This is a genomic window from Haloarcula ordinaria (genome assembly GCF_029338275.1).
Lineage (GTDB): Archaea > Halobacteriota > Halobacteria > Halobacteriales > Haloarculaceae > Haloarcula > Haloarcula ordinaria.
This window is the reverse complement of sequence record NZ_CP119789.1, coordinates 1738012-1756406: the sequence shown is the minus strand read 5'-3', so window position 1 is coordinate 1756406 and position 18395 is coordinate 1738012. Positions and strand designations below refer to the sequence as shown.

General features: G+C 66.4%; 24 protein-coding genes. 7 read left to right on the top strand and 17 right to left on the bottom strand.

The features are described from left to right. Positions 1–75: 75 nt before the first annotated feature. The 6 genes from P1L41_RS09340 to P1L41_RS09315 form a co-directional block, all read right to left on the bottom strand. Positions 76–843, bottom strand: a complete 768-nt coding sequence (locus tag P1L41_RS09340) for a cytochrome b family protein (RefSeq protein WP_276295462.1) — start codon at positions 841–843, stop codon at positions 76–78. A gap of 4 nt (positions 844–847) precedes the next feature. After that, positions 848–1651: a cytochrome b gene (locus tag P1L41_RS09335; RefSeq protein WP_276295461.1), complete on the bottom strand. Its 804-nt coding sequence runs from the start codon at positions 1649–1651 to the stop codon at positions 848–850. A 3-nt stretch (positions 1652–1654) separates the two neighbouring features. Further along, a complete protein-coding gene (locus P1L41_RS09330; RefSeq protein ID WP_276295460.1) occupies positions 1655–2518 on the bottom strand; it encodes a Rieske 2Fe-2S domain-containing protein in 864 nt (287 codons plus the stop codon). Continuing rightward, complete coding sequence (locus P1L41_RS09325; protein ID WP_276295459.1) at positions 2518–2937, bottom strand: DUF7318 family protein; 420 nt, start codon at positions 2935–2937, stop codon at positions 2518–2520. Before P1L41_RS09325 ends, P1L41_RS09330 begins: the two co-directional genes overlap by 1 nt. Continuing rightward, entirely contained in the window at positions 2937–3587 is a 651-nt protein-coding gene (locus P1L41_RS09320) for a halocyanin domain-containing protein (protein ID WP_276295458.1), read from the bottom strand. Before P1L41_RS09320 ends, P1L41_RS09325 begins: the two co-directional genes overlap by 1 nt. An 82-nt stretch (positions 3588–3669) precedes the next feature. Further along, positions 3670–4476, bottom strand: a complete 807-nt coding sequence (locus tag P1L41_RS09315; protein WP_276295457.1) for a DUF7319 domain-containing protein — start codon at positions 4474–4476, stop codon at positions 3670–3672. Positions 4477–4618: 142 nt separating this feature from the next. Between P1L41_RS09315 and P1L41_RS09310 the strand changes: the two genes are divergently transcribed. Together P1L41_RS09310 and P1L41_RS09305 are read left to right on the top strand one after the other, a co-directional pair. Further along, positions 4619–5101 carry a DUF7321 family protein gene (locus P1L41_RS09310; RefSeq protein ID WP_276295456.1) on the top strand — a complete coding sequence of 161 codons (483 nt, stop codon included), beginning with the start codon at positions 4619–4621 and terminating at the stop codon, positions 5099–5101. An 87-nt stretch (positions 5102–5188) separates the two neighbouring features. Further along, positions 5189–5692, top strand: a complete 504-nt coding sequence (locus P1L41_RS09305) for a universal stress protein (RefSeq protein ID WP_276298452.1) — start codon at positions 5189–5191, stop codon at positions 5690–5692. 1 nt (position 5693) lies between these two features. Here the strand turns inward: P1L41_RS09305 and nth are convergent, their stop codons facing one another. The 4 genes from nth to P1L41_RS09285 all read right to left on the bottom strand — a co-directional run bounded on the left by nth (position 5694) and on the right by P1L41_RS09285 (position 7847). After that, positions 5694–6380: an endonuclease III gene (gene nth, locus P1L41_RS09300; RefSeq protein WP_276295455.1), complete on the bottom strand. Its 687-nt coding sequence runs from the start codon at positions 6378–6380 to the stop codon at positions 5694–5696. A gap of 54 nt (positions 6381–6434) precedes the next feature. After that, a complete protein-coding gene (locus tag P1L41_RS09295; RefSeq protein WP_276295454.1) occupies positions 6435–6899 on the bottom strand; it encodes a redoxin domain-containing protein in 465 nt (154 codons plus the stop codon). 115 nt (positions 6900–7014) lie between these two features. Beyond that, complete coding sequence (locus P1L41_RS09290) at positions 7015–7308, bottom strand: hypothetical protein (protein ID WP_276295453.1); 294 nt, start codon at positions 7306–7308, stop codon at positions 7015–7017. Between the two features lie 14 nt (positions 7309–7322). After that, positions 7323–7847, bottom strand: a complete 525-nt coding sequence (locus P1L41_RS09285) for a DoxX family protein (protein WP_276295452.1) — start codon at positions 7845–7847, stop codon at positions 7323–7325. 381 nt (positions 7848–8228) lie between these two features. Here P1L41_RS09285 and P1L41_RS09280 point away from each other — a divergent pair, with 381 nt between their 5' ends. Genes P1L41_RS09280 through P1L41_RS09270 form a run of 3 tightly spaced genes read left to right on the top strand, consistent with a single transcriptional unit; the run spans position 8229 to position 10972 of the window. Then, entirely contained in the window at positions 8229–8990 is a 762-nt protein-coding gene (locus P1L41_RS09280; RefSeq protein WP_276295451.1) for a HalX domain-containing protein, read from the top strand. 60 nt (positions 8991–9050) lie between these two features. Beyond that, positions 9051–10508 carry an RtcB family protein gene (locus P1L41_RS09275; RefSeq protein WP_276295450.1) on the top strand — a complete coding sequence of 486 codons (1458 nt, stop codon included), beginning with the start codon at positions 9051–9053 and terminating at the stop codon, positions 10506–10508. Between the two features lie 53 nt (positions 10509–10561). After that, positions 10562–10972 carry a universal stress protein gene (locus P1L41_RS09270; protein ID WP_276295449.1) on the top strand — a complete coding sequence of 137 codons (411 nt, stop codon included), beginning with the start codon at positions 10562–10564 and terminating at the stop codon, positions 10970–10972. Between the two features lie 7 nt (positions 10973–10979). Here the strand turns inward: P1L41_RS09270 and P1L41_RS09265 are convergent, their stop codons facing one another. Together P1L41_RS09265 and P1L41_RS09260 are read right to left on the bottom strand one after the other, a co-directional pair. Then, positions 10980–11273 carry a hypothetical protein gene (locus tag P1L41_RS09265; protein WP_276295448.1) on the bottom strand — a complete coding sequence of 98 codons (294 nt, stop codon included), beginning with the start codon at positions 11271–11273 and terminating at the stop codon, positions 10980–10982. Between the two features lie 186 nt (positions 11274–11459). After that, positions 11460–12644: an acyl-CoA dehydrogenase family protein gene (locus P1L41_RS09260; RefSeq protein WP_276295447.1), complete on the bottom strand. Its 1185-nt coding sequence runs from the start codon at positions 12642–12644 to the stop codon at positions 11460–11462. 80 nt (positions 12645–12724) lie between these two features. Between P1L41_RS09260 and P1L41_RS09255 the strand changes: the two genes are divergently transcribed. Next, a complete protein-coding gene (locus tag P1L41_RS09255; RefSeq protein WP_276295446.1) occupies positions 12725–13537 on the top strand; it encodes an RIO1 family regulatory kinase/ATPase domain-containing protein in 813 nt (270 codons plus the stop codon). A 15-nt stretch (positions 13538–13552) separates the two neighbouring features. Here P1L41_RS09255 and P1L41_RS09250 read toward each other — a convergent pair whose 3' ends face one another. The 5 genes from P1L41_RS09250 to P1L41_RS09230 form a co-directional block, all read right to left on the bottom strand. Then, the gene (locus P1L41_RS09250; RefSeq protein ID WP_276295445.1) at positions 13553–14449 is read right to left on the bottom strand and encodes a DMT family transporter; all 897 of its coding nucleotides are present in this window, start codon (positions 14447–14449) and stop codon (positions 13553–13555) included. Further along, a complete protein-coding gene (locus P1L41_RS09245) occupies positions 14446–15000 on the bottom strand; it encodes an FAD-dependent oxidoreductase (protein WP_276295444.1) in 555 nt (184 codons plus the stop codon). The genes P1L41_RS09250 and P1L41_RS09245 overlap by 4 nt, the downstream gene beginning before the upstream one ends. A gap of 55 nt (positions 15001–15055) precedes the next feature. Next, positions 15056–15541, bottom strand: coding sequence for an SRPBCC family protein (locus tag P1L41_RS09240; RefSeq protein ID WP_276295443.1), 486 nt, complete (start codon positions 15539–15541; stop codon positions 15056–15058). Between the two features lie 47 nt (positions 15542–15588). Continuing rightward, entirely contained in the window at positions 15589–16845 is a 1257-nt protein-coding gene (locus P1L41_RS09235) for a Glu/Leu/Phe/Val family dehydrogenase (RefSeq protein ID WP_276295442.1), read from the bottom strand. A 79-nt stretch (positions 16846–16924) separates the two neighbouring features. Continuing rightward, positions 16925–17758 (bottom strand): HpcH/HpaI aldolase/citrate lyase family protein, encoded by an 834-nt coding sequence (locus P1L41_RS09230; RefSeq protein ID WP_276295441.1) that lies wholly within the window; start codon positions 17756–17758, stop codon positions 16925–16927. Positions 17759–17786: 28 nt separating this feature from the next. Here P1L41_RS09230 and P1L41_RS09225 point away from each other — a divergent pair, with 28 nt between their 5' ends. Then, the gene (locus tag P1L41_RS09225; RefSeq protein WP_336399363.1) at positions 17787–18287 is read left to right on the top strand and encodes a MaoC family dehydratase; all 501 of its coding nucleotides are present in this window, start codon (positions 17787–17789) and stop codon (positions 18285–18287) included. Positions 18288–18395 lie beyond the last annotated feature (108 nt).

Here is an 18395-nt window from a genome sequence, read left to right as displayed (position 1 = left end):
AGACGGGGGCGTGACTCGTCTCGAGATGCGTGAGCGCCGGTGAAAACGGAGTGGAGTCCCGGGACGGAGCGCGGGTTACTTCGGTGGGCGCAACCGGTAGTACCGCCGGTTGAGGTCGAACATGTATCCTTCCCGCATGGTCTTCAGCACCGCGTAGGTGATGGTGGCGCTGACGAACGGGAGCAGGAACGTCAGGTCGAACAGGAGGTTCGAGTCCATCGGGATGATGTTCTTGACGGACAGCGCGGCGATGGTCAGGCTGAACACCACGCCGGACATCCCGACAGCGGCCCAGAAGGGCTGCTCGACGGGGCGTCGGGCCGACCCCTTGTTGAGGAAGGGGACGATGGCGACGAAGCCGACGACGACCACGTTCGCGAGCACCCCGTAGGTCCGGTCAGCCATCAGTTTCTGGCCGCCCAGGATGGACAGGTCCGGGTTCAGCGGGCCGAGTTTCAACAACCCGAACGACCAGTAGAGGTACCAGTCCGGCAGGATGATGGCCGGCGTCACGCTGGAGTTTGCGGGGTTGGGCATCTCCGGTGGCAGCGCCGCCGAGACGAACAGAATCATCCCGACGAAGAACGCCGACAGCGCGAGGTTGCGGATCATCTCGTGGGGCCAGGCGGGGAAGGCCAGGACGTCACGTTCGACGTAGTCGGACTCCTGGCGCAGGTCCTGGTCCTCGCGACGGGACCGTTCGAAGTACTCGTAGGTCAGCCGGGAGAGCCCCTGAGTCCGCTGCTTGCGCTCGGACCACGTCGGGGTCTCGTCGTCCGGCGGGACGATGCCGGTACCGCTGCCGTCTGTACGAACGTCGTCGTTGGTGTCGTTGTCGCTCATTGTATCAGTGTGGTTCCGCGATGCCTTGCATCCAGACGATGCCGATGTGCACGGCGATGACTGCCGTCGTGATGAACGGCAGGAGGAACACGTGCAGGATGTACATCCGGACGATAGTCGACTGGCTCAAGGTGAAGCCGCCAAACAGCAGCTGGGCGACCCACTCGCCGATGAGGGGAATCGACAGCGACATCTCGACGCCGATCTGGCCGGCCCAGAACGACAGCTGGCTCCAGGGGAGCAGGTAGCCAGTGTACCCGAACACCAGCGTCAGCGAGATGAGGACGATGCCGATAATCCAGTTGAGCTCGCGCGGTTCCTTGTACGCGCCCGTGAAGTAGACACGCAGCATGTGGAGGAACACGGCGGCGACCATCACCTGCGCGGACCAGCGGTGGACCGAGCGCAGGAAGAAGCCGAGGTTCAACTGGCCCATGATGAGCAACACCGAGTCGTAGGCGATGGTCGGTGACCCGTCCGCGGCGGCCGCAGCCGGCGCGTAGTAGAAGCCCAGCAGGGCGCCCGATATCGCCGCGACGATGTACGCCAACGTGGAGAACGACCCCAGCGCGTACAGCGGGTACCAGTACCAGAACTTGTTGTCGAGGTTGTACTGTTCCGTGTGGCTCTTGGGCATCTGCATGTTGACCTTGTAGTAGAGGTCCTCGAGGATCTCCAGGTAGTCAACGACGCGCAGCCGCTTGTCGAGCCAAATCAGTGCCGTGAGGTACACCGTCTCTATCGGCGTGAGCTCACGCGTCTTCATCCAGCCTTTGTGGTCGTGGTCGTCTTTGCGTTCGAGACTCATTGGTTACTCCGTCTGTGGTGGGCGCGGGAGCGCCACGAACTGTTTCTGCACCGGGCTGAAGGGGTCGTACACCGACTGGTGACATTGGCAGTAGATGGCGTTCTCGCCACCGAAGTTCGCGCTCCCCTCCTGCGTCTTGAAGCCCGGGACACAGCAGAAGTGGGTGCACTTGTTCAGCCAGGCGATGAAGCCCTGGTCGGTCGCCTCTGAGATGAACGACTGGACGGGGCCCGGAACGTCCGAGTACTTGCCCTCGCCGTTGGCCAGTTTCTCGATTTCGACCGACCGGATAATCTGGACCGGAATGGTCGAGGCGTCACCCTCCGAGCGCCAGGTGGCGCTCGCGGGCTTCCCGATACCGGCGGTGCCGATACCGTTGCCCCACTCCTGGTAGTCCGAGAACATGTCGACGGTGAGCGGCGCGCCGCTGTCGTACTCGTCCTGCCAGGAGAACGACCCCTGGTTGTTCCGGAAGAGGTTGTCCTGGTCGGCCTGCGGGTAGATGCCTTCGACCGTCTGCATCCCGCAGTACTGGAACCAGGCCGACGAGTAGGAGATGCCGCTGCCGCCGAAGTCCTCCTGGATAGCGACGCCCTGTGAGGGGTCGTACTCGGGCCAGACGCCTGATATCTCGCCGCCGTTGATCTCGATGGGGATGATGGGCATCCCGCGGGGTGCCGGGCCGTCAGTGTTCTCGACGGCGACGAACGTCGTCGTCCCGCCACCCTCACCAGCGGCGTCCGTCGTCGCGTCGACGGCGGCCGCGCCACCGACGCCGATACTGGACAGCGCTGCGCTCCCGACGACGCCCTTGACGAAGCGGCGTCGGCCTGTCTCGGATGGGTACTTGTCTTCGTCTAGTGGCATTATTTCTTGTAGTATGGGTAGACCGCACGTTTGATGTTCTCGACGAGCGCCTCGTTGTCGAGCACGGTGGTGCCGTCGACGTCGTCCTGCTCGATGTAGAGGTCCTCCCACTTGCGACGGCGCTTCTTGACGATCATCACGTCGGGGAGGAACTCCTTGCGGTACAGCATCATGATGAAGGCCAGGTCGATGAAGATGGCCGTCAGGACGCCACCCATGAACATGTTGGCCTCGATGATTCGGAGGGTCAGCGTCGTCCCGATACCGGACGCCCAGCCGGCGAGCATCCCGTAGGTGAACAGCCCGACGAGGACGATCTGGATGAACGTCAGCAGCACGATACCGACGGCGGCGGCCGTGCTCTCACGGGGCGGTTCGTACCGGTGGATGTCGCCGTAGGTGGAGCCTTCGGAGGACATCAGTTGTTCCCCCCGCTCGTGTGTGGCGACTCACCGTACTTCAGGAGGAAGAAGGTGAACACCAGCGAGACGACGACCGCGAGCCCCGCACCGAAACCGACGAAGTGGGGCTGGATGGGGACGCCAGCGTAGTGCGGGTCGACCTCCACCGGGCCGCCGCCACCGACCGTCTGGGTCGGGTACTCCTCGCCGACGACGATGGCGCCTTTCATGCCGAGCCCCTCGTGGGGGACACAGACGTAGGTGAAGATGCCGTCCTCCTCGAAGGTGTGCTCGTAGTTGACGCCCGCACTCGATACCGCGTCGCCCGAGTCCAGGGGACCGTCGGGTGCCGAGACGACGTTGTGGCCGCCGCCTTCGCCGGTCCATTCGAACTGCACTGTCGCACCGTTGTCGACGTGGACCGCGGGTGGGCCGAACGCGAACGCGCCGCCGTTTCCTTGCGCACCGACCTCGACGGTCACGGTGTCCTGGCCGCGCGCGTCGACGGTCGTCCCGTCGAAGTTGCCGACCTGGTCGAGAAATCCGCCGTAGTCCGGGACTGTCTCGCCGCCACCCTCTTCCTGGGCTGCGGCAGTGCCCGTCGCACTGAGGGCTGCCGTCGCGCCGGCAGCACCCCCGGCAGTCCGGACGAATTCCCGCCTATTCATATACACCGGTAGGTCAGGACCGAGTTTGTATAAACCCACCGAATACCACCCGCAGGCTCCGTGTTGGCCCCACTCGGACGCGCTACTCCGTCTCCTCTCCGTCGCCGGAACGCTGGGGTTCGAGCTCCGGGACGAAGTCGGGTCGCTCGCCGTCTTCGAGGCCGATAGCCCGCAGTCGCTCACGGTACTCCTCGGCGCGGAAGGTGTCCGAGAGCCTGGCGTTGGCCACCGTGAAGAAGAGGACGAGCGCGATAGCGATGAACGCAAGTCCGCCGACGAACAGGAAGACCACGTTGACGCCGGGCCCGCCGATGACGTTCGCCACCGAGAGGACTCCACCGAGAATCAGGCCCAGGCCGGCCAGCAACTGGGCGCCGGCGATGACCTGCAGCATCCGGTTGCCAAGCTCGCCGCCGCCCTCGGGGACGGCTTCGGGTTCTGGCAGCGGGTTGTCCGGCACCGTCTCGGGGACGTCGTAGGAGTCCATCGACGCGAGCGCGACGGTCGGCTTCACGTCCCGCAGCACCGTGCCCTCACCCTCGATACTGCCATCCGGGTAGACGAGCGCGTAGCCCTCGTCGGAGTAGGCGAGCACGCGGGGCGGGTCCGTGTGGCGCTCGATACGGGCGAAGACGTCGCGCGTCGCCACGCGGTTCCGGAGGTCACGGTCGACCCGGTCCAGCAGCTCGTCGCCGGTAATCCAGGTGTCCGGGTCGAAGGCGACGTCCCACTCCTCGGCGGTCATGTCGGCCATGTCCGCCGGGCCGAAGTTGTCGAAGTCGTACTTCTCTTCGACCTGTCTCCGGAGCGCCTCGACGTCCTCGGAGTCGGCGTCGGGAGTGTCGGATGGCTCGGCCGGTCGTGACCGCTCGTCCGAGGAATCACTCATTACCCCCCCTAGAGCGGGCGTACCTGTTAGCGTGACGGTTGTCGACGAGTCCGACCACGGCCCGCCCCGGCCTGCCCGGTGGACGCCGTTCCAGAAATCCGCTATCCGCGACCCTTTAGCCGTCGCGTCCTAAGCCGCGGCCATGGTGTCCGAGAGCGCCATCGCGACAGTGGTGCTGGCTGCGGTCTCGCTCAGCTTCCCCTGTTTCGTCTACGGTGCGTACTACATCATCGAGACAGAGCCGGTCACGTGGGATGTCCTGCTGCACCACCTGAAGTTCGTGACCACCGGACTGACCCTGACGACGGTGCCGATGGTGGGCTGGATGATGCCACGGCTCCCGGACCAGCTCGGTGGCCTCTCGGCGGTCCACGCCTATCTGGGCCTGCAGGCCTACGCTCTGCTCCTGTTTGGGGGTACCGGCATCGTCCGCATCTTCCGGGCCAAACGGGAACACGACCTCTACAACGAGTACGACGAGGACCTCCTGCTGGACGAGATCGGCGGCGAACAGATGAGCCACTGGCGCTCGCGGCTCCGCATCGGCGTCTTCGGCTACGTCATCTTCTGGATGCTGGCCTACGTCGTCGGTGCCGCGCGGTACGTGCTCCGGTACGTCGCCTGAGCGGCGGCGAGGCCACGCATCCGGTCGACGTCGGCGTGAACGGTCGAACAATTAATATAATGTGACAGCGAAATAACACGTGTGAAGATGTATCAGACGATTCTCTTTCCGACAGACGGGAGTTCCGGTGCCGACGCCGCGATGGAGCACGTCCTCGACCTCGCGTCGACGTACGGAGCGACAGTGCACGTCCTCAACGTTGTTGACAGCGAGGCCGAGGAGTCCTCCATGGTGATGCCCGACGACGGCACGGGGTCGTCCGGGATGGTGAAGCCGGACGACGTCGAGGAGCCGTCGGGGATGACGGCCACTCACGATTCGACCAAACGGCTCGAGCGAGTCGGCAAGGAGGTTGTCAGGACGGCGGCTGCGGAGTTCGAGGACCAGGACATCGAGGCGGTCACGGCCATCCGCCGAGGGAGCCCGTATCAGGTCATCGTCAGCTACGCCGAAGACGAAGGTATCGACCTGGTCGTGATGCCGACCCACGGCCGCAGCGGACTGGACCGGTACCTGCTCGGGAGCGTCACCGAGAAAGTCATCCGGACGTCCGACATCCCGGTGCTGACGGTGCGCTTGGACGGGGAGTGACTCAGGACCAGGGCTCGCCGCTCGCAAGGTCGACGTCGCTGTCTCCCTTGGCCGACGGGCAGATATCTGCCAGCACACACGCATCGCAGTCGGCCGACCGCGCCCCACAGACGGCCCGGCCGTGGTCGATGAGCAGGTGGGTGAACTGCTGCCACTCGTCCTCGGGGACGACGTCCAGAAGGTCCTGTTCGATGGCCTCGGGCCGTTCTTCCTCGGTCAAACCCAGGCGTCGGGAGAGGCGCTGGACGTGCGTGTCGACGACGATGCCCTCGACGATGTCGTGGCCGTGCTGGAGGACGACGTTGGCCGTCTTCCGGCCCACGCCTGGCAGGTCCGTGAGTGCTGACATCGTGTCGGGCACCTCGCCGTCGTGTTCCGCGACGATTTGCTCGCCGATGCCCTGCAGATAGCCGCCCTTGTTGTTGTGGAACGTGATGCCGTAGATTTCCTCGGCGAGCTGTTCCTCGCTCGCGTTCGCGTAGTCTGCCGGGGTCTGGTACGTCTCGAAGAGGGTTTCGGTGACCTCGTTGACGCGCTCATCGGTACACTGCGCAGAGAGGACGACTGCGACGAGCAGTTCCAGGCGGTTCGAGTAGTTCAGCGAGATGGTCGAGTCCGGGTACTCCTCGTGGAGGCGGTCGACGACTTCCGCGGCCTGTGCCTCGCGTGTCTCCAGCGGCGTGCCCATACCGACATCCAGGACGCCCCCGACTTTGGCGTGTCGTTCTCCACGCTGGTCGCCTCAGTGGCGGTCGACCGCGGCCAGTATCGGGTCGATGTCGGGCGGGTCGGTGGTGCCCGCGTCGCGCTCGTCGAGCCATCGGAACGCCACTCTGACCCGCTGGTCGACGAGGAACGCTGAGCGTCGGGTCGTCCCGTCGGGGCGCTGGACGCCGAACTGGGCGTCGACGCCCGGGTCGTCGACGAGCAGCGGGAAGGGCAGGTCGAGGTCGGTCGCGAACTCGCGGTGGGTCGCGAGCGTGCCCGGCGCGACGCCGAAGACGGCGATGGCGTCGGTCAGCGCGCCCCAGTCGGTGTCCCGGAGCGCTTCGAGGTAGCCGGTGCAGGCCGAGGCGAAGTCCTCGGTGTAGAAGGCGACAAGTACCGGGGCCTGGTTCGTGGCCGCGGAGAGCCGATACGACCCGTACCCGGTCCCGGCGGTGCCGTCGAGGTCGAAATCGGGGGCAGGGTCGCCGACGTCGAGCATACTGGACCCAGCGTCGACTGGCGCATAAGTCTACTCACGGCGGTTCAGCCGACGCTATCGAGCGTCGGTCACACGAAAATCCGAACGACCGTGTCGAGTGAGTCGAACTCACTCGTTAGTCGGCCGTCACCTCGTGGCCCGTCGCCACGTCAGCCTCTTCGTCGAGCCGGTCGGCGAAGCGGTACGCGCCGTATATCGCCAGGATGCCGAGGCCGGCGAGCACCAGGCCGGTCCGGAGGACCGGGTCGACCATCGGGGTCGCCACGATCTCGCCGGCGTCGTTCGTCACGGGGGCCGCCCCGTAGGGTGCGCCGGCGAGGATCTCGACGATGCCGAGCCCGACGATGCCCAGCAGCATCAGTCCGCCGCTCAGTGCCATTGCCGCTTTGTCGATTATTTCGTTGGTCATTGTGTGTCACCTCGTTAGCCGAGTATGTACTTCAGGCGCGGGTGCTGCTTGACGAACTTCAGCTTCTCGATGATGGCGTCGAGCCCGAAGTAGCGACCGGTGCCCAGGATGAGCATGGTCGCGAACAGCAGCAGGCCCATCAGGTCGCTGTTCACGAGCCCGTGTCCGAAACCGGCGTTGCCGATCCAGAACAGGGTCATGAATATCATCCCGCCGAGGGAGGCCAGGCGGACGAACGCGCCCGCCATGAGCGCCAGGCCGATGCCCGTCTCGAACAGCGGGACGCCGGGCGCGATGAGCCACGCCAGGTTGTTGCCCATCCAGACCGGGATGGGGCCGAGCGCGGTGCCCGTCATCTGCTGCATGTAGGCCGGGCCGTAGCTGAACGCCAGGCCGTCCTCGATGAGTTTGGTCACACCGGCGTGGAAGAACCACCATCCGGTGACGATTCTGAGGAAGGCCAGCCAGTAGGCCGCCAGCGGGCCGTCCAGGTTCAGCTCGAACTCGTCGGCCAGTGGGTTGGTTGCTTGGTAGGACATCGTCGTTACCTCACATGTGGATGTGAGCGATGGATACCCATATAAGCAGACGGGCGTTCCCAGCGACTGAAAACAGTTCTTAGCCCGCGAGAAGGTAGTTTTCCGACGAAACAGTGATTCACAGTGTACGCCCGAGAACTGCGTGGAAGACCGACCGGTCGACAGGGGTAGTATAACCTCTGGAGGACGTTCCGCCGAGAAACGGCCGCGCCTCAATTGTCATTATCGATAATTATAGGTATCGATAAATAACCCTATCTATCATATTCTATTATGGGAGTTAGTGAACTACGTGGAACCGGACACCGTCCCGGGCAGACGGGCGCCCGCGAAACCCCCTCACAGCGACAGACTCTGTCACAACGACGGCCACAGCCGACCGTGCTCGTCGTCGACGGGCCGACGCGGGCCGAACTGTTCGAGCACTGGATCAGCGACGGGTGTGAGGTTCTGACGGCGAACACCATCGAGGAGATACGGACGGCGTTCGAAGACACCATCTCCGTCGCCCTGGTCCGTAACGAACTCCCCGACGAGGCGAAGGCAGAGATCGAAGCCCAGATCAAGACGACGTCGCCGTACTGCCGGACGGTCGTGACGACGACCGAGCACGTCGAGGTGATGTTCCCCGGCCTCCCGTACGACGTGTGTCTGCCCGAGCCGACGACGAAAGCAGCGGTCCGCAAGACGGTCGACCGACTGATGCGCCGGTCGTGGTACCAGTCGCTGCTCAAGTCCTACTACGACGTCACGCTCGGTATCACGAACCTGGAGGTGGGCGCGACGGCCGAGGAGTTAGACGAGTCCGAGCGCTACGCGGAGCTGGTGGCAGCCCGGAACCGCCTCCGGGCGAAACTGGACGAACTCAGGTCGACGTTCGACTCGGACGACCTCCGGGCGGTCCAGCGAAATCTGCGCCCTGAGAAGGGGTTCGGTCCCGAATCGAGCCAGCGGAACGAACGGAAGAGCAAACGGCACAAGCCGGACACGTGCATCGGTTGCGGGCGGACCTGGGACGTCGGCAACAACGGCTCCGGGGAGGCGAGCTACCGCCGCCTCGGAGCGTTCGTCTGGAAGTGCATGGAGTGTGGGACCGTCCAGAACCTCCCGGACCCGAGCCACCGTCGCGTCACCAAGCGGTGAGGGCGGCGGGCGGGACCGACCGTGAAGTTCAACACACCGTCTCGACTACCCCCGGCAGAGATGCCCATCGAACTGGTCGGCGAGTACACCACCGCCCGCGTGATGGTGGACGACGAGTCGCTCCTGGAGTCGGAGTGCCGCGCGCAGATACAGTCGCTCATCGACCACCCGGCGTTCACCGAGCCGGTCCGAATCATGCCGGACACCCACTGGGGCGCGGGCGCACCCATCGGGTTCACGATGCCGCTGGGCGACCGCATCGTCCCGAACGTCGTCGGCGTCGACGTCGGGTGTGGCATGGTCGCGACGAACCTCGGCGACGAGTTGCCACTCTCGGACCCCGAGCGAGAGCGTCGTGTGCGCGAGGCAGTCCCGATGGGGCGCTCGGTCCACGACTACGACGACGCACCACATCTGGTCGACGAGTTCCCATTCGAGCGCGCCAACAGGGTCTTCGAGCGGTTCGACGACGCCTTCGAGGCGCGGTTCGGCAAGCGTATCGACCCCCTGGAGTTCGACTTCGACGGCTACGACGGCGAGTACTTCGAGTCGCTCTGCACTCGCGTGCTGGCCGACCAGCGCCAGGGCATGGGCCACGTCATCCAGAGCGCGGGGACGCTGGGCGGGGGCAACCATTTCGTCGAGTTCGCCCGTGCGCGCGATACCGGCGAGTACTGGCTCGTCATCCACAGCGGCTCCCGGTACTTGGGCAAGTCCGTCGCGGAGTACTGGCAATCGAACGCGACCGACAGGAGAGCGGTCGGGGCCATCCGGGAGGCGGTTCCCGACAAGTACGCCGAGTTCCTCCGGTTCGACCCCGAGACGGTGAGCGACCGCGACCTCTACGAGTGGGTCACCGGCGGGAAGGGCGAATCCCACATCAGGAAGGACCGCTTGCGCCGGTCGCTCGACGGCGAGAACATCGAGGACGCCTTCGACGCACTTGGGTCGCTGGGGCCCCACGTCGGCGACGGCGACGAGCGGGACACCGACCTTGACTGGCTGGAAGGGCGGGAGGCCCACGGCTACTACGTCGACATGCTGTTCGCCCAGCAGTACGCGCGCTGGAACCGCGAACTGATGAGCGACGCCGTCTGTGCGGCGCTGGGCGTCGAACCCGTCGACCGGTTCCAGAGTGTCCACAACTACGTCGACTTCCGGGACCTGACGATTCGGAAGGGCGCGACGCCCGCACGCGAGGGACAGCGGCTGGTCGTGCCGTTCAACATGGCCGCGGGGTCGGTCATCGCTCGCGGGAAGGGCAACGACGACTACCATCAGACGGCGCCACACGGTGCTGGTCGGGTCATGAGTCGCGGCCGGGCCCACGACGTCGTCGACATGGACGACTTCGCCGAGGCCATGGCCGGCGTCTACTCCGAGTCCGTCGTCGAAGCCGTTCGCGACGAGGCCCCGATGGCGTACAAGGACGCCGACGTCATCCGAGCAGCGCTCGAACCCACCGCGGAGGTCGTCGAACGGCTGGATCCGGTCCACAACCTGAAGGCCACGTCCTGAGCGCACCGCGGTTCCGCTGAAACGTATTTCGTGCTGGCCGTCGTCGTCGACGTATGACAATTCTCGTGGCCGTCGCGCCCGACCCGGTCTCCGAACCGGTCATAGACACCGCGATCAGACTCGGCGAGGGACTGGAGGAGGAACTGTACGTCGTCCACCTGCTCGACGAGGAGATGGCCGACGCGGCGGCCAAGCAACTTCGCGAGGAGCTCCGCCAGCGGCTCGCCGACGAGTCCGTGGTCGCGACGGTGGCACTGGAGTACGTCGGCCGCTCGAGCCGACGAAACGGCAAACGCATCGCCCGGGAGCTCCTGGAACTGGCGACCGACGTGGACATCACGCACATCGTGATGGGCCACAGACACAAGCGGCTCAGGGATCGGTTGGCCGGGGGGACCGCGGCCTTCGCCGTCCTGGATACGGTTTCCGTGCCGGTGACAATCGTCCCCGACGGGACCAAGTAAGCCCGTCTTAATCGGCGGGCTGGGTCGACGACTCGGTATGGTCTTCGCCCGAGTCCCCAGGCCGTTCTACGGGCGCTCCGGACCACGCCCGTGCGATCCGGTCGAGGCCCAGTGTCGCGAGGAAGAATCCGACGCCGACGTACAGCAACACTTCGCTTTCAACGAGTGCCCGTTCGAGGACACCGGGGCCGTACCCCAACCACAGCACGAGGTACCCACAGAGAGAAGAGGTCCATCCGAGTCCGGTGAGTGCGGCGAGTTGGTCGAGCGAGCGCGAGTCGAGGAATGACGGTCGGTCCATGGCGGGTAAGACGAACCTACCCTCAAAACCGTACGCATTGTGGGTACTTACCCAGAGTCGAGTGGCTACTGAGCGACCGTATCAGAAGTGGAGTGGTACGTAGCCCGCTATCACACGGAGCGTATCTCACAAGGGAGGACGCGAGACTCCTCGCTCGCCCGCCACCCCCGGTTCCCACGGGCCGGCCTACAGGCCGAGTTCCCGGCCGAGCACCAGTCGCTGTATCTCGCTGGTTCCCTCGCCGATCTCCATCAGCTTCGCGTCCCGGTAGAACCGCTGGGGCGCGAAGTCCGTGGTGTAGCCGTAGCCGCCGAGTACCTGGACGGCGTCCTCGGCGACCTCGCGACAGATCTCGCTGGCGTCGAGCTTCGCCAGCGACGACATGCGAGTCAGGCTGGCGGCGTCGCCGCCGCCTCGCTGGCCCTTCGGCCCAGCGCTGTCCTCCCCGTCGTCGTACATCGTCGCGGCCTTGTGGGTCAGCAGGCGAGCGCGCTCTATCTTGCGGTCCATCTCGACCAGCTTGTCGCGAATCGCGTCGAACTTCGAGATGGGGCGGTCGAACTGCTCGCGCTCCGTGGCGTACTCCCTGGCGGCGTCGAAGGCGCCCTGTGCGAGCCCGACCGAGAGCGCGGCGATGGAGATGCGACCGCCGTTGAGCGTCTTGAGTGTCTGGTCCCAGCCCTCGCCTTCCTGGCCGAGCAGTCGGTCGGCAGGGACCCGACAGTCCGTGAACTGGAGTTCGCAGGTCGGTGAGGCGTTCAGTCCCATCTTCTCCCACTCGGTGGTGACCTCCCAGCCGTCGTCCTCCGGCGACACGATGAACGTCGAGATGCCGTCGTACCCGGCGCCGGGGTCGGTGACGGCCTTCACGAGCACGGACCCCGCCACCGAGGCGTTGGTGATGAACTGCTTGGTGCCGTCGATGACGTACTCGTCACCGTCGCGCTTCGCTCGCGTGTCCATGTCGCTGGCGTCGCTCCCGCTGCCGGGTTCGGTCAGCGCCCAGGCACCGAGCGTCTGGCCGGTGGCAAGCGGGCGGAGCCACCGCTCGCGTTGCTCGTCGGTCCCGAACAGTTCGATGGGTTTCGACCCCAGCGACGTGTGGGCGACATAGGAGAGCCCGACGCTGCCCGAGACACGTCCCAGCTCCTCGGCGACCAGTGCGTAGGTCAACGTATCCGAACCAAGACCGCCCCACTCCTCGCCGATAGGGACGCCCATCATGTCGAGGTCGGCCAGCTGATCGAAAATCTCGGCCGGGAACCGGTGCTCGTCCTCGATGTCCTGTGCGATGGGTGCGATCTCGTTCTCGCAGAACTCGCGGACCGAATCCCGGATCATCCGGTGTTCGTCGGGGAGCGTGAAGTCCATACGCTCGATAGGGCTCCTGCGACCAAATACCACCGGGCCGGTCACAAGCCATTTGCCGCCGCCGCTCCTGCGTTCGGACGATGGCGTTCCGACGGTTCCTGCGCGGGTCGGTCCCCTGGGAGCACCTGGAGGGCGTGACGCGGGCGGTGATGGAGCGGTACGACGAGCCGTCGGCCCGGGTGACCTTCCTGGACGCGGACAACTGGCTCTCGACGCCGTTCGTCGTCAACGACCGCTGGTTCGTGAAGGTCATCACCCAGCAGAACTCGCTGGTCCACGGCCTCCTGACCAGAGGCCGGAACCTCGGAGCCTTCTCCTCGGGGACCGAGGGCTTCTTCGAGCACTTCGGGACTCCATACGAGATGGCCCAGCACGAGCTCGCGGCCACCGAACGGATGCGCGACCTGGGAATCGATGCACCCGAACCCGTCGAGGCGTTCGAGTACGAGGGGATGGGCGTGCTCGTGCTCTCGTATCTGCGCGACTTCGAGACGCTCGACGACCTGCCCCGCGAGAGTATCGAGCGCCACACCCCCACGGTGTTTCGCGACCTCCACCGGATGCACGAGCACGGGCTGGCCCACGGCGACTTCCGGTGTGAGAACGTCCTGGTGGCCGACGACGAGGTGTACTTCATCGATGCCACGAGTGTCCGCGAGGACGCGATCGCCGACGCTCGCGCGTACGACCTCGCGTGTGCGCTCGGCGCACTGGAACCGCTCGTCGGCGCACCGCTGGCCGTCGACGCAGCCAGTGCCGTCTACGACGCGTCGGAACTGCTCGCCGCCGAGGAGTTCCTCGACTTCGTCAACCTCAGACCGGACCACGACTTCGACGCCGCCGCGATTCGGGGAGCCGTCGAGAAGCGAGCGCTCGACAACGACGTCGTGTGACTCGCCCGCGAGGACTCAGGCGGGCTGTGGGTCCGGACGGCTTCGTGCCGTGATGACGATGCCGGCGAGGATGACCGCACCGCCGACGACGGTCCACGGACCCGGCACTTCCGCGAGCAAGACGAGTGCGAGCAGGGCACTGCCCAGCGGTTCGCCGAGCAGCGAGACGCTGACGAGACTGGACTCGACGTGGGCCAGCGCCCAGTTGAGGACCGTGTGCCCGAAGATGCCGGGGCCGACGGCCATCGCGAGGAAGAGCCCCCACTCGCGGGGCGGGTAGCCGCCGACGGGCACGTCCGAGACGAGCACGAGCGCGAACAGGCACACGCCGGCGACGCCGTAGACCACCGTCACGTACGGAACCAGCGGGAAGCGCTGCCTGAGCGACCGGCCGGCCAGCACGTACGCGGCGGCCATCACGCCACCGACGATTGCCAGCGCGTTCCCGTAGAGCGGCCGGGGTCCGACCGCGGCGCCGCCGAGGAAGTCGCCCAGCGAGAGGACGACGATGCCCCCGACGGCCACGAGGATACCGACGGTCGTCCCACGGGTGACACGTTCGTCGAGCAGCGCCCAGGCACCCACCGCGACGAACAGCGGCTGACACTGCACGAGCGTGACGGACGCGGCGACACTCGTCCACGAGAGGCTCTCGAACCACGCCGCGAAGTGGACGGCGAGCGCGACGCCGGTCGCACCGGCGGCCAGCAGGTCCCGCCGGGAGAGGGTCGCGAAGGACTCGCCGTAGCGCGAGAGCGCCACCGGCGCGAGCATCACCATCGTCAGCAGGACGCGGTAACAGGCCGCGACGACCGGCGGGGCGTTGCTCCACCGGACGAGGATGGCACTGGTGCTGACCGCGAGGACGGCGACCACGAGACCCGCTCTGGGGTCGATTCGCGGGCCGCTCACTCTGCGTCGTCCGGCGTGTCGAAGTCGTGGAAGTGCTCGCCCTTCTCCTTCGAGAGGACGTTCAACGCGGCCGCAGCGCCGTCACCCGCCGAGATGATGGCCTGCCACTCCTCGGCGCGGACCATCGCGCCCGTCGCGTACGCCTCGTCGACGCTGGTCTCCATCGAGACGTCCACGTCGACGACGCCCTCGTCGGTCATCGCACAGCCCAGGTCTTCGGCCAGGTCGCGCTTCGCGCCGGTCGCGAGGACGAGGTACGACGCGGAGGCCTCGCCCTCCTCGGTCGTCGCGGTGAACCCGTCGTCGGTAGCCTCGACAGCGGTGACTTCCGCCTCGCGGAGGTCGGCACCGAACGACTCGACCTGTTCGCGGGCGTCCTCGACGAACTTGGTGCCGTCTTCGGATTCGATACCGAGGTAGTTGAACAGGTGCGCCTTGTGGAGCCACGTCCCATCTGTGTCGTAGACGACAGTGTCGAGACCGTTCTTGGCGGTGAACAGTGCTGCGCTGAGGCCGGCGGCGCCGCCGCCGACGACGAGTACGTCTGTCATGCCTACAGGTGAGGCACAAAGCGGAATAAATGTACGCCCGACCGGGGTCGAGGGCTCACGACTCGAGTCGCCGCTTCGTCTCGCGGTGACGGAATCGGAACATGGGTTCGAACCCGACGACGCCGAGCGGGCCGACGGCACGCCCCAGCGGCCCGCCGGGGAGTTCGTACTCGACGTGGTCCTCGACGATGGTGGCGTCGGGGCCGTCGGCGCGGAACCGGTGGGTGTGCTCCCAGAACGGGAACGGCCCCTCGCGCATCACGTCGCGGAACATCGCCTCGCCCTCGGCTTCCTCGCGGGCGACGATGTCCGAGACCCAGCGCTGGCGCGGCCCGACGCCGAACGGTTTGATAGAGGAGACGACGGTCGCCCCAGCGTCGAGGACCTCGGGGTCGGGTTCACCGTCCGGGCCGGTCTCCGATTCGATGCGGAGGTTCATCCAGTCGGGCGTCAGCGCGACGAGTCCCTGGCCGGTCGAGTGAAACTCCCAGACCTTCTCGAAGGGTGCCTTCACGCGTACCGACCGCTCGTAGGTGTCCATGCCGGACCGTAGGCCCCGGGGAGCAAAACGCCGGCGGTCCCGATGACCTACGGCCAGATGCCGGCCTCTTCGGCCGCAGCGACGACGCGCTTGATGGCGACGACGTACATCGCCGTCCGGAAGTTGGGTGCCCCGGTGCTCTCGAAGGTGTCGACCAGGTCGTCGAACGCGTTGGTGATGACGGTCTCGAGTTCGTCGTTGACGCGCTCCTCGGACCAGTAGAAGCGCTGGCGGTTCTGGACCCACTCGAAGTACGAGACGGTGACGCCGCCGGCGTTCGCGAGGATGTCGGGGAAGACGTAGACGTCGCGGTCGGTCAGAACGTCGTCCGCTCGCGGCGTGAGCGGGCCGTTGGCCGCTTCGACGATGATGTCCGCCTGGACCTCGTGCGCGAGGTCGCCGTCGATGGCGTTCTCGAGCGCCGCCGGCACCAGCAGGTCGACGTCCATCGTCAGGAGGTCCTCGTTGGACAGCTCCTCGGTCGCGCCCTCGTAGCCTGCGAGCGATCCGGTCTCGCGCTTGTGGTCCTTCGCCGCGCGGGTGTCGAGGCCGTCGGCGTTGTACACCGCGCCGGAGGAGTCAGAGACCCCGACGACGTTCGCGCCCAAGTCGTCGATGAGTTTCGCGGCGACGGAGCCGGCGTTGCCGTACCCCTGGACCGCGACGGTCGCGTCCGCGATGTTCATATCGAGGTAGTCGAACGCTTCGCGCGTGACGAGCATCACCGAGCGGCCGGTGGCCTCGACGCGGCCCGCGCTCCCGCCAGATTCGGGCGCTTTACCGGTGATGACACCCGGCTCGGTCGTGTTCTCCAGCGTCTCGTAGGTGTCCTTTATCCAGTTCATCTCGCGCTGGCCGGTGTTGACGTCCGGAGCGGGGATGTCCAGGTCCTCGCCGATGATGGGGCGCAGCTCCTTCGCGAACGACCGTGTGATGCGCTCAATCTCGCTGTCGGAGTACTCGCGGGGGTCGATTTTGATGCCCCCCTTGCCGCCGCCGTAGGGGATGTTGACGGCGGCGCACTTGTACACCATCCACCCCGAGAGCGCCTTCACCTCGTCGCGGGAGACCTGCGGATGGTAGCGGATGCCGCCCTTGTAGGGGCCGCGGTCGCCGTTGAACTGCGAGCGGTAGGCCCGGAACACCTCGACGGAGCCGTCGTCCAGCTCCACGGAGAGGTTCGCCTCCAGCACCCGCTCCGGGTGTTTGAGCCGTTCGAGGACGTCGGTCGGGTATTCGAGATACGCCGCGGCGTCGTCGATCTGCTCTTGCAGACTCTCGAACGGGTTCACCTCGTCAGACATACCATAACGATTGACAGAGCGACGGCAAAAGGATACCGCCATCGGCCGAGATTCACAGGCGGCGGCCGGTCGAAGTCGCTCAGTCCCGGGCCGCCGCTGCTCGCGCTCGAACCCGCTCGGCCTGCCTGACCTGTGGCGCGTCGACCATCTCCCCGTCGACGACGAACACCCCGCCGTCGGCCTCGTCACGGGCGGCCAGCACCCGCTCGGCCCAGGCCAGTCGCTCCTCGGAGGGCGTGAACACCTCGTTGATGACCGTCGCCTGGGCCGGATGGATGGCGAGTTTGCCGTCGTAGCCCAGGCCGACCGCCGTCTCGGTGGCTTCGCGCAATCCCTCGTGGTCCCTGTAGGCCGTGTACAGCGTGTCGATGGGCGCCACGCCCGCGGCACGGGCGGCGAGGACGACGTGCTGACGAGCGTAGGCGACCTCCTCGCCCTCGGGCGTCCGAGTCGCGCCGACGTCGCCGGCCAGATCCTCCGCGCCGAAGATAAGCGCGTCCGTGGCGTCGGCGGCGGCGATGGCCTCGGCGTGGAGGATCCCGGCGGCCGACTCGACGAGCGCCAGGACCGGGAGTGTCGTCCCGTGGTCTCGGACCAGCGAGTCGAGCCGCTCGACGTCACCGGCGCCCCTGGTCTTCGGGAGGACGAGGCTGTCCGGTGGCGGTCCGTCGAGCACGACGTCGAGGTCCGCGCTGGCCCTCGACCCGACAGGGTTCACGCGCACGCACACCTCGCAGTCCGCCGGGAGCACGTCGGCCAACGCGTCGCGGACCGTCTCTCGGGCCGCGGGTTTCGCGTCGGGCGTGACCGCGTCTTCGAGGTCGAACACCACGGTGTCGGCGTCGCTCTGGACGGCCTTTCGGAGTTTCTCGTTGTCGTCACCAGGCGAGAAGAGGACGCTTCTGCGGACCATATCAAGCAATGGACCGGTGGGACCGTAAGTGTCGTCCACGCCCCGCACCGCTAAGGACCGGGCGGCCGATGAGTCGGGCATGACCGGGAAGTACTACGAGTCGTTCACCGAGGGCGAGACGATCGTCCACGAGACGCGCCGCACTGTCTCGGAGGGCGACAACCAGCGCTTCTGTGACCTGACGATGAACCAGCAGCCGCTTCACTTGGACGCCGAGTTCGCCGCCGGGACGCAGTTCGGCGAGCGCGTCGTCAATGGTCTCTACACCCTCTCGCTGGCCGTCGGCCTCACGGTCCCCGACACGACAGCAGGGACCGTCGTCGCGAACCTCGGCTACGACGACGTCGAACACCCCGCGCCCGTCTTCCACGGTGACACCCTCCGTGCCGAGACGACGGTGACGAACACGCGGCTGACCAGCGACGAAGAACGAGGCGTCGTGACAATGCAGGTCGACGTCTACAAGCAGGACGACACGCTCGTCTGTTCGTTCGAGCGTACCGCCCTGGTGGAGCGAACGCCGGAGTGATGCACTGCCACGCGCCCACGAGTCGAACACGATGACCGCCGTCGCAGACTCTCGACTGCGTGTGCCAGCCCTGTGCGGACCGCTATCCCTGACACTGCAGGCGCAACC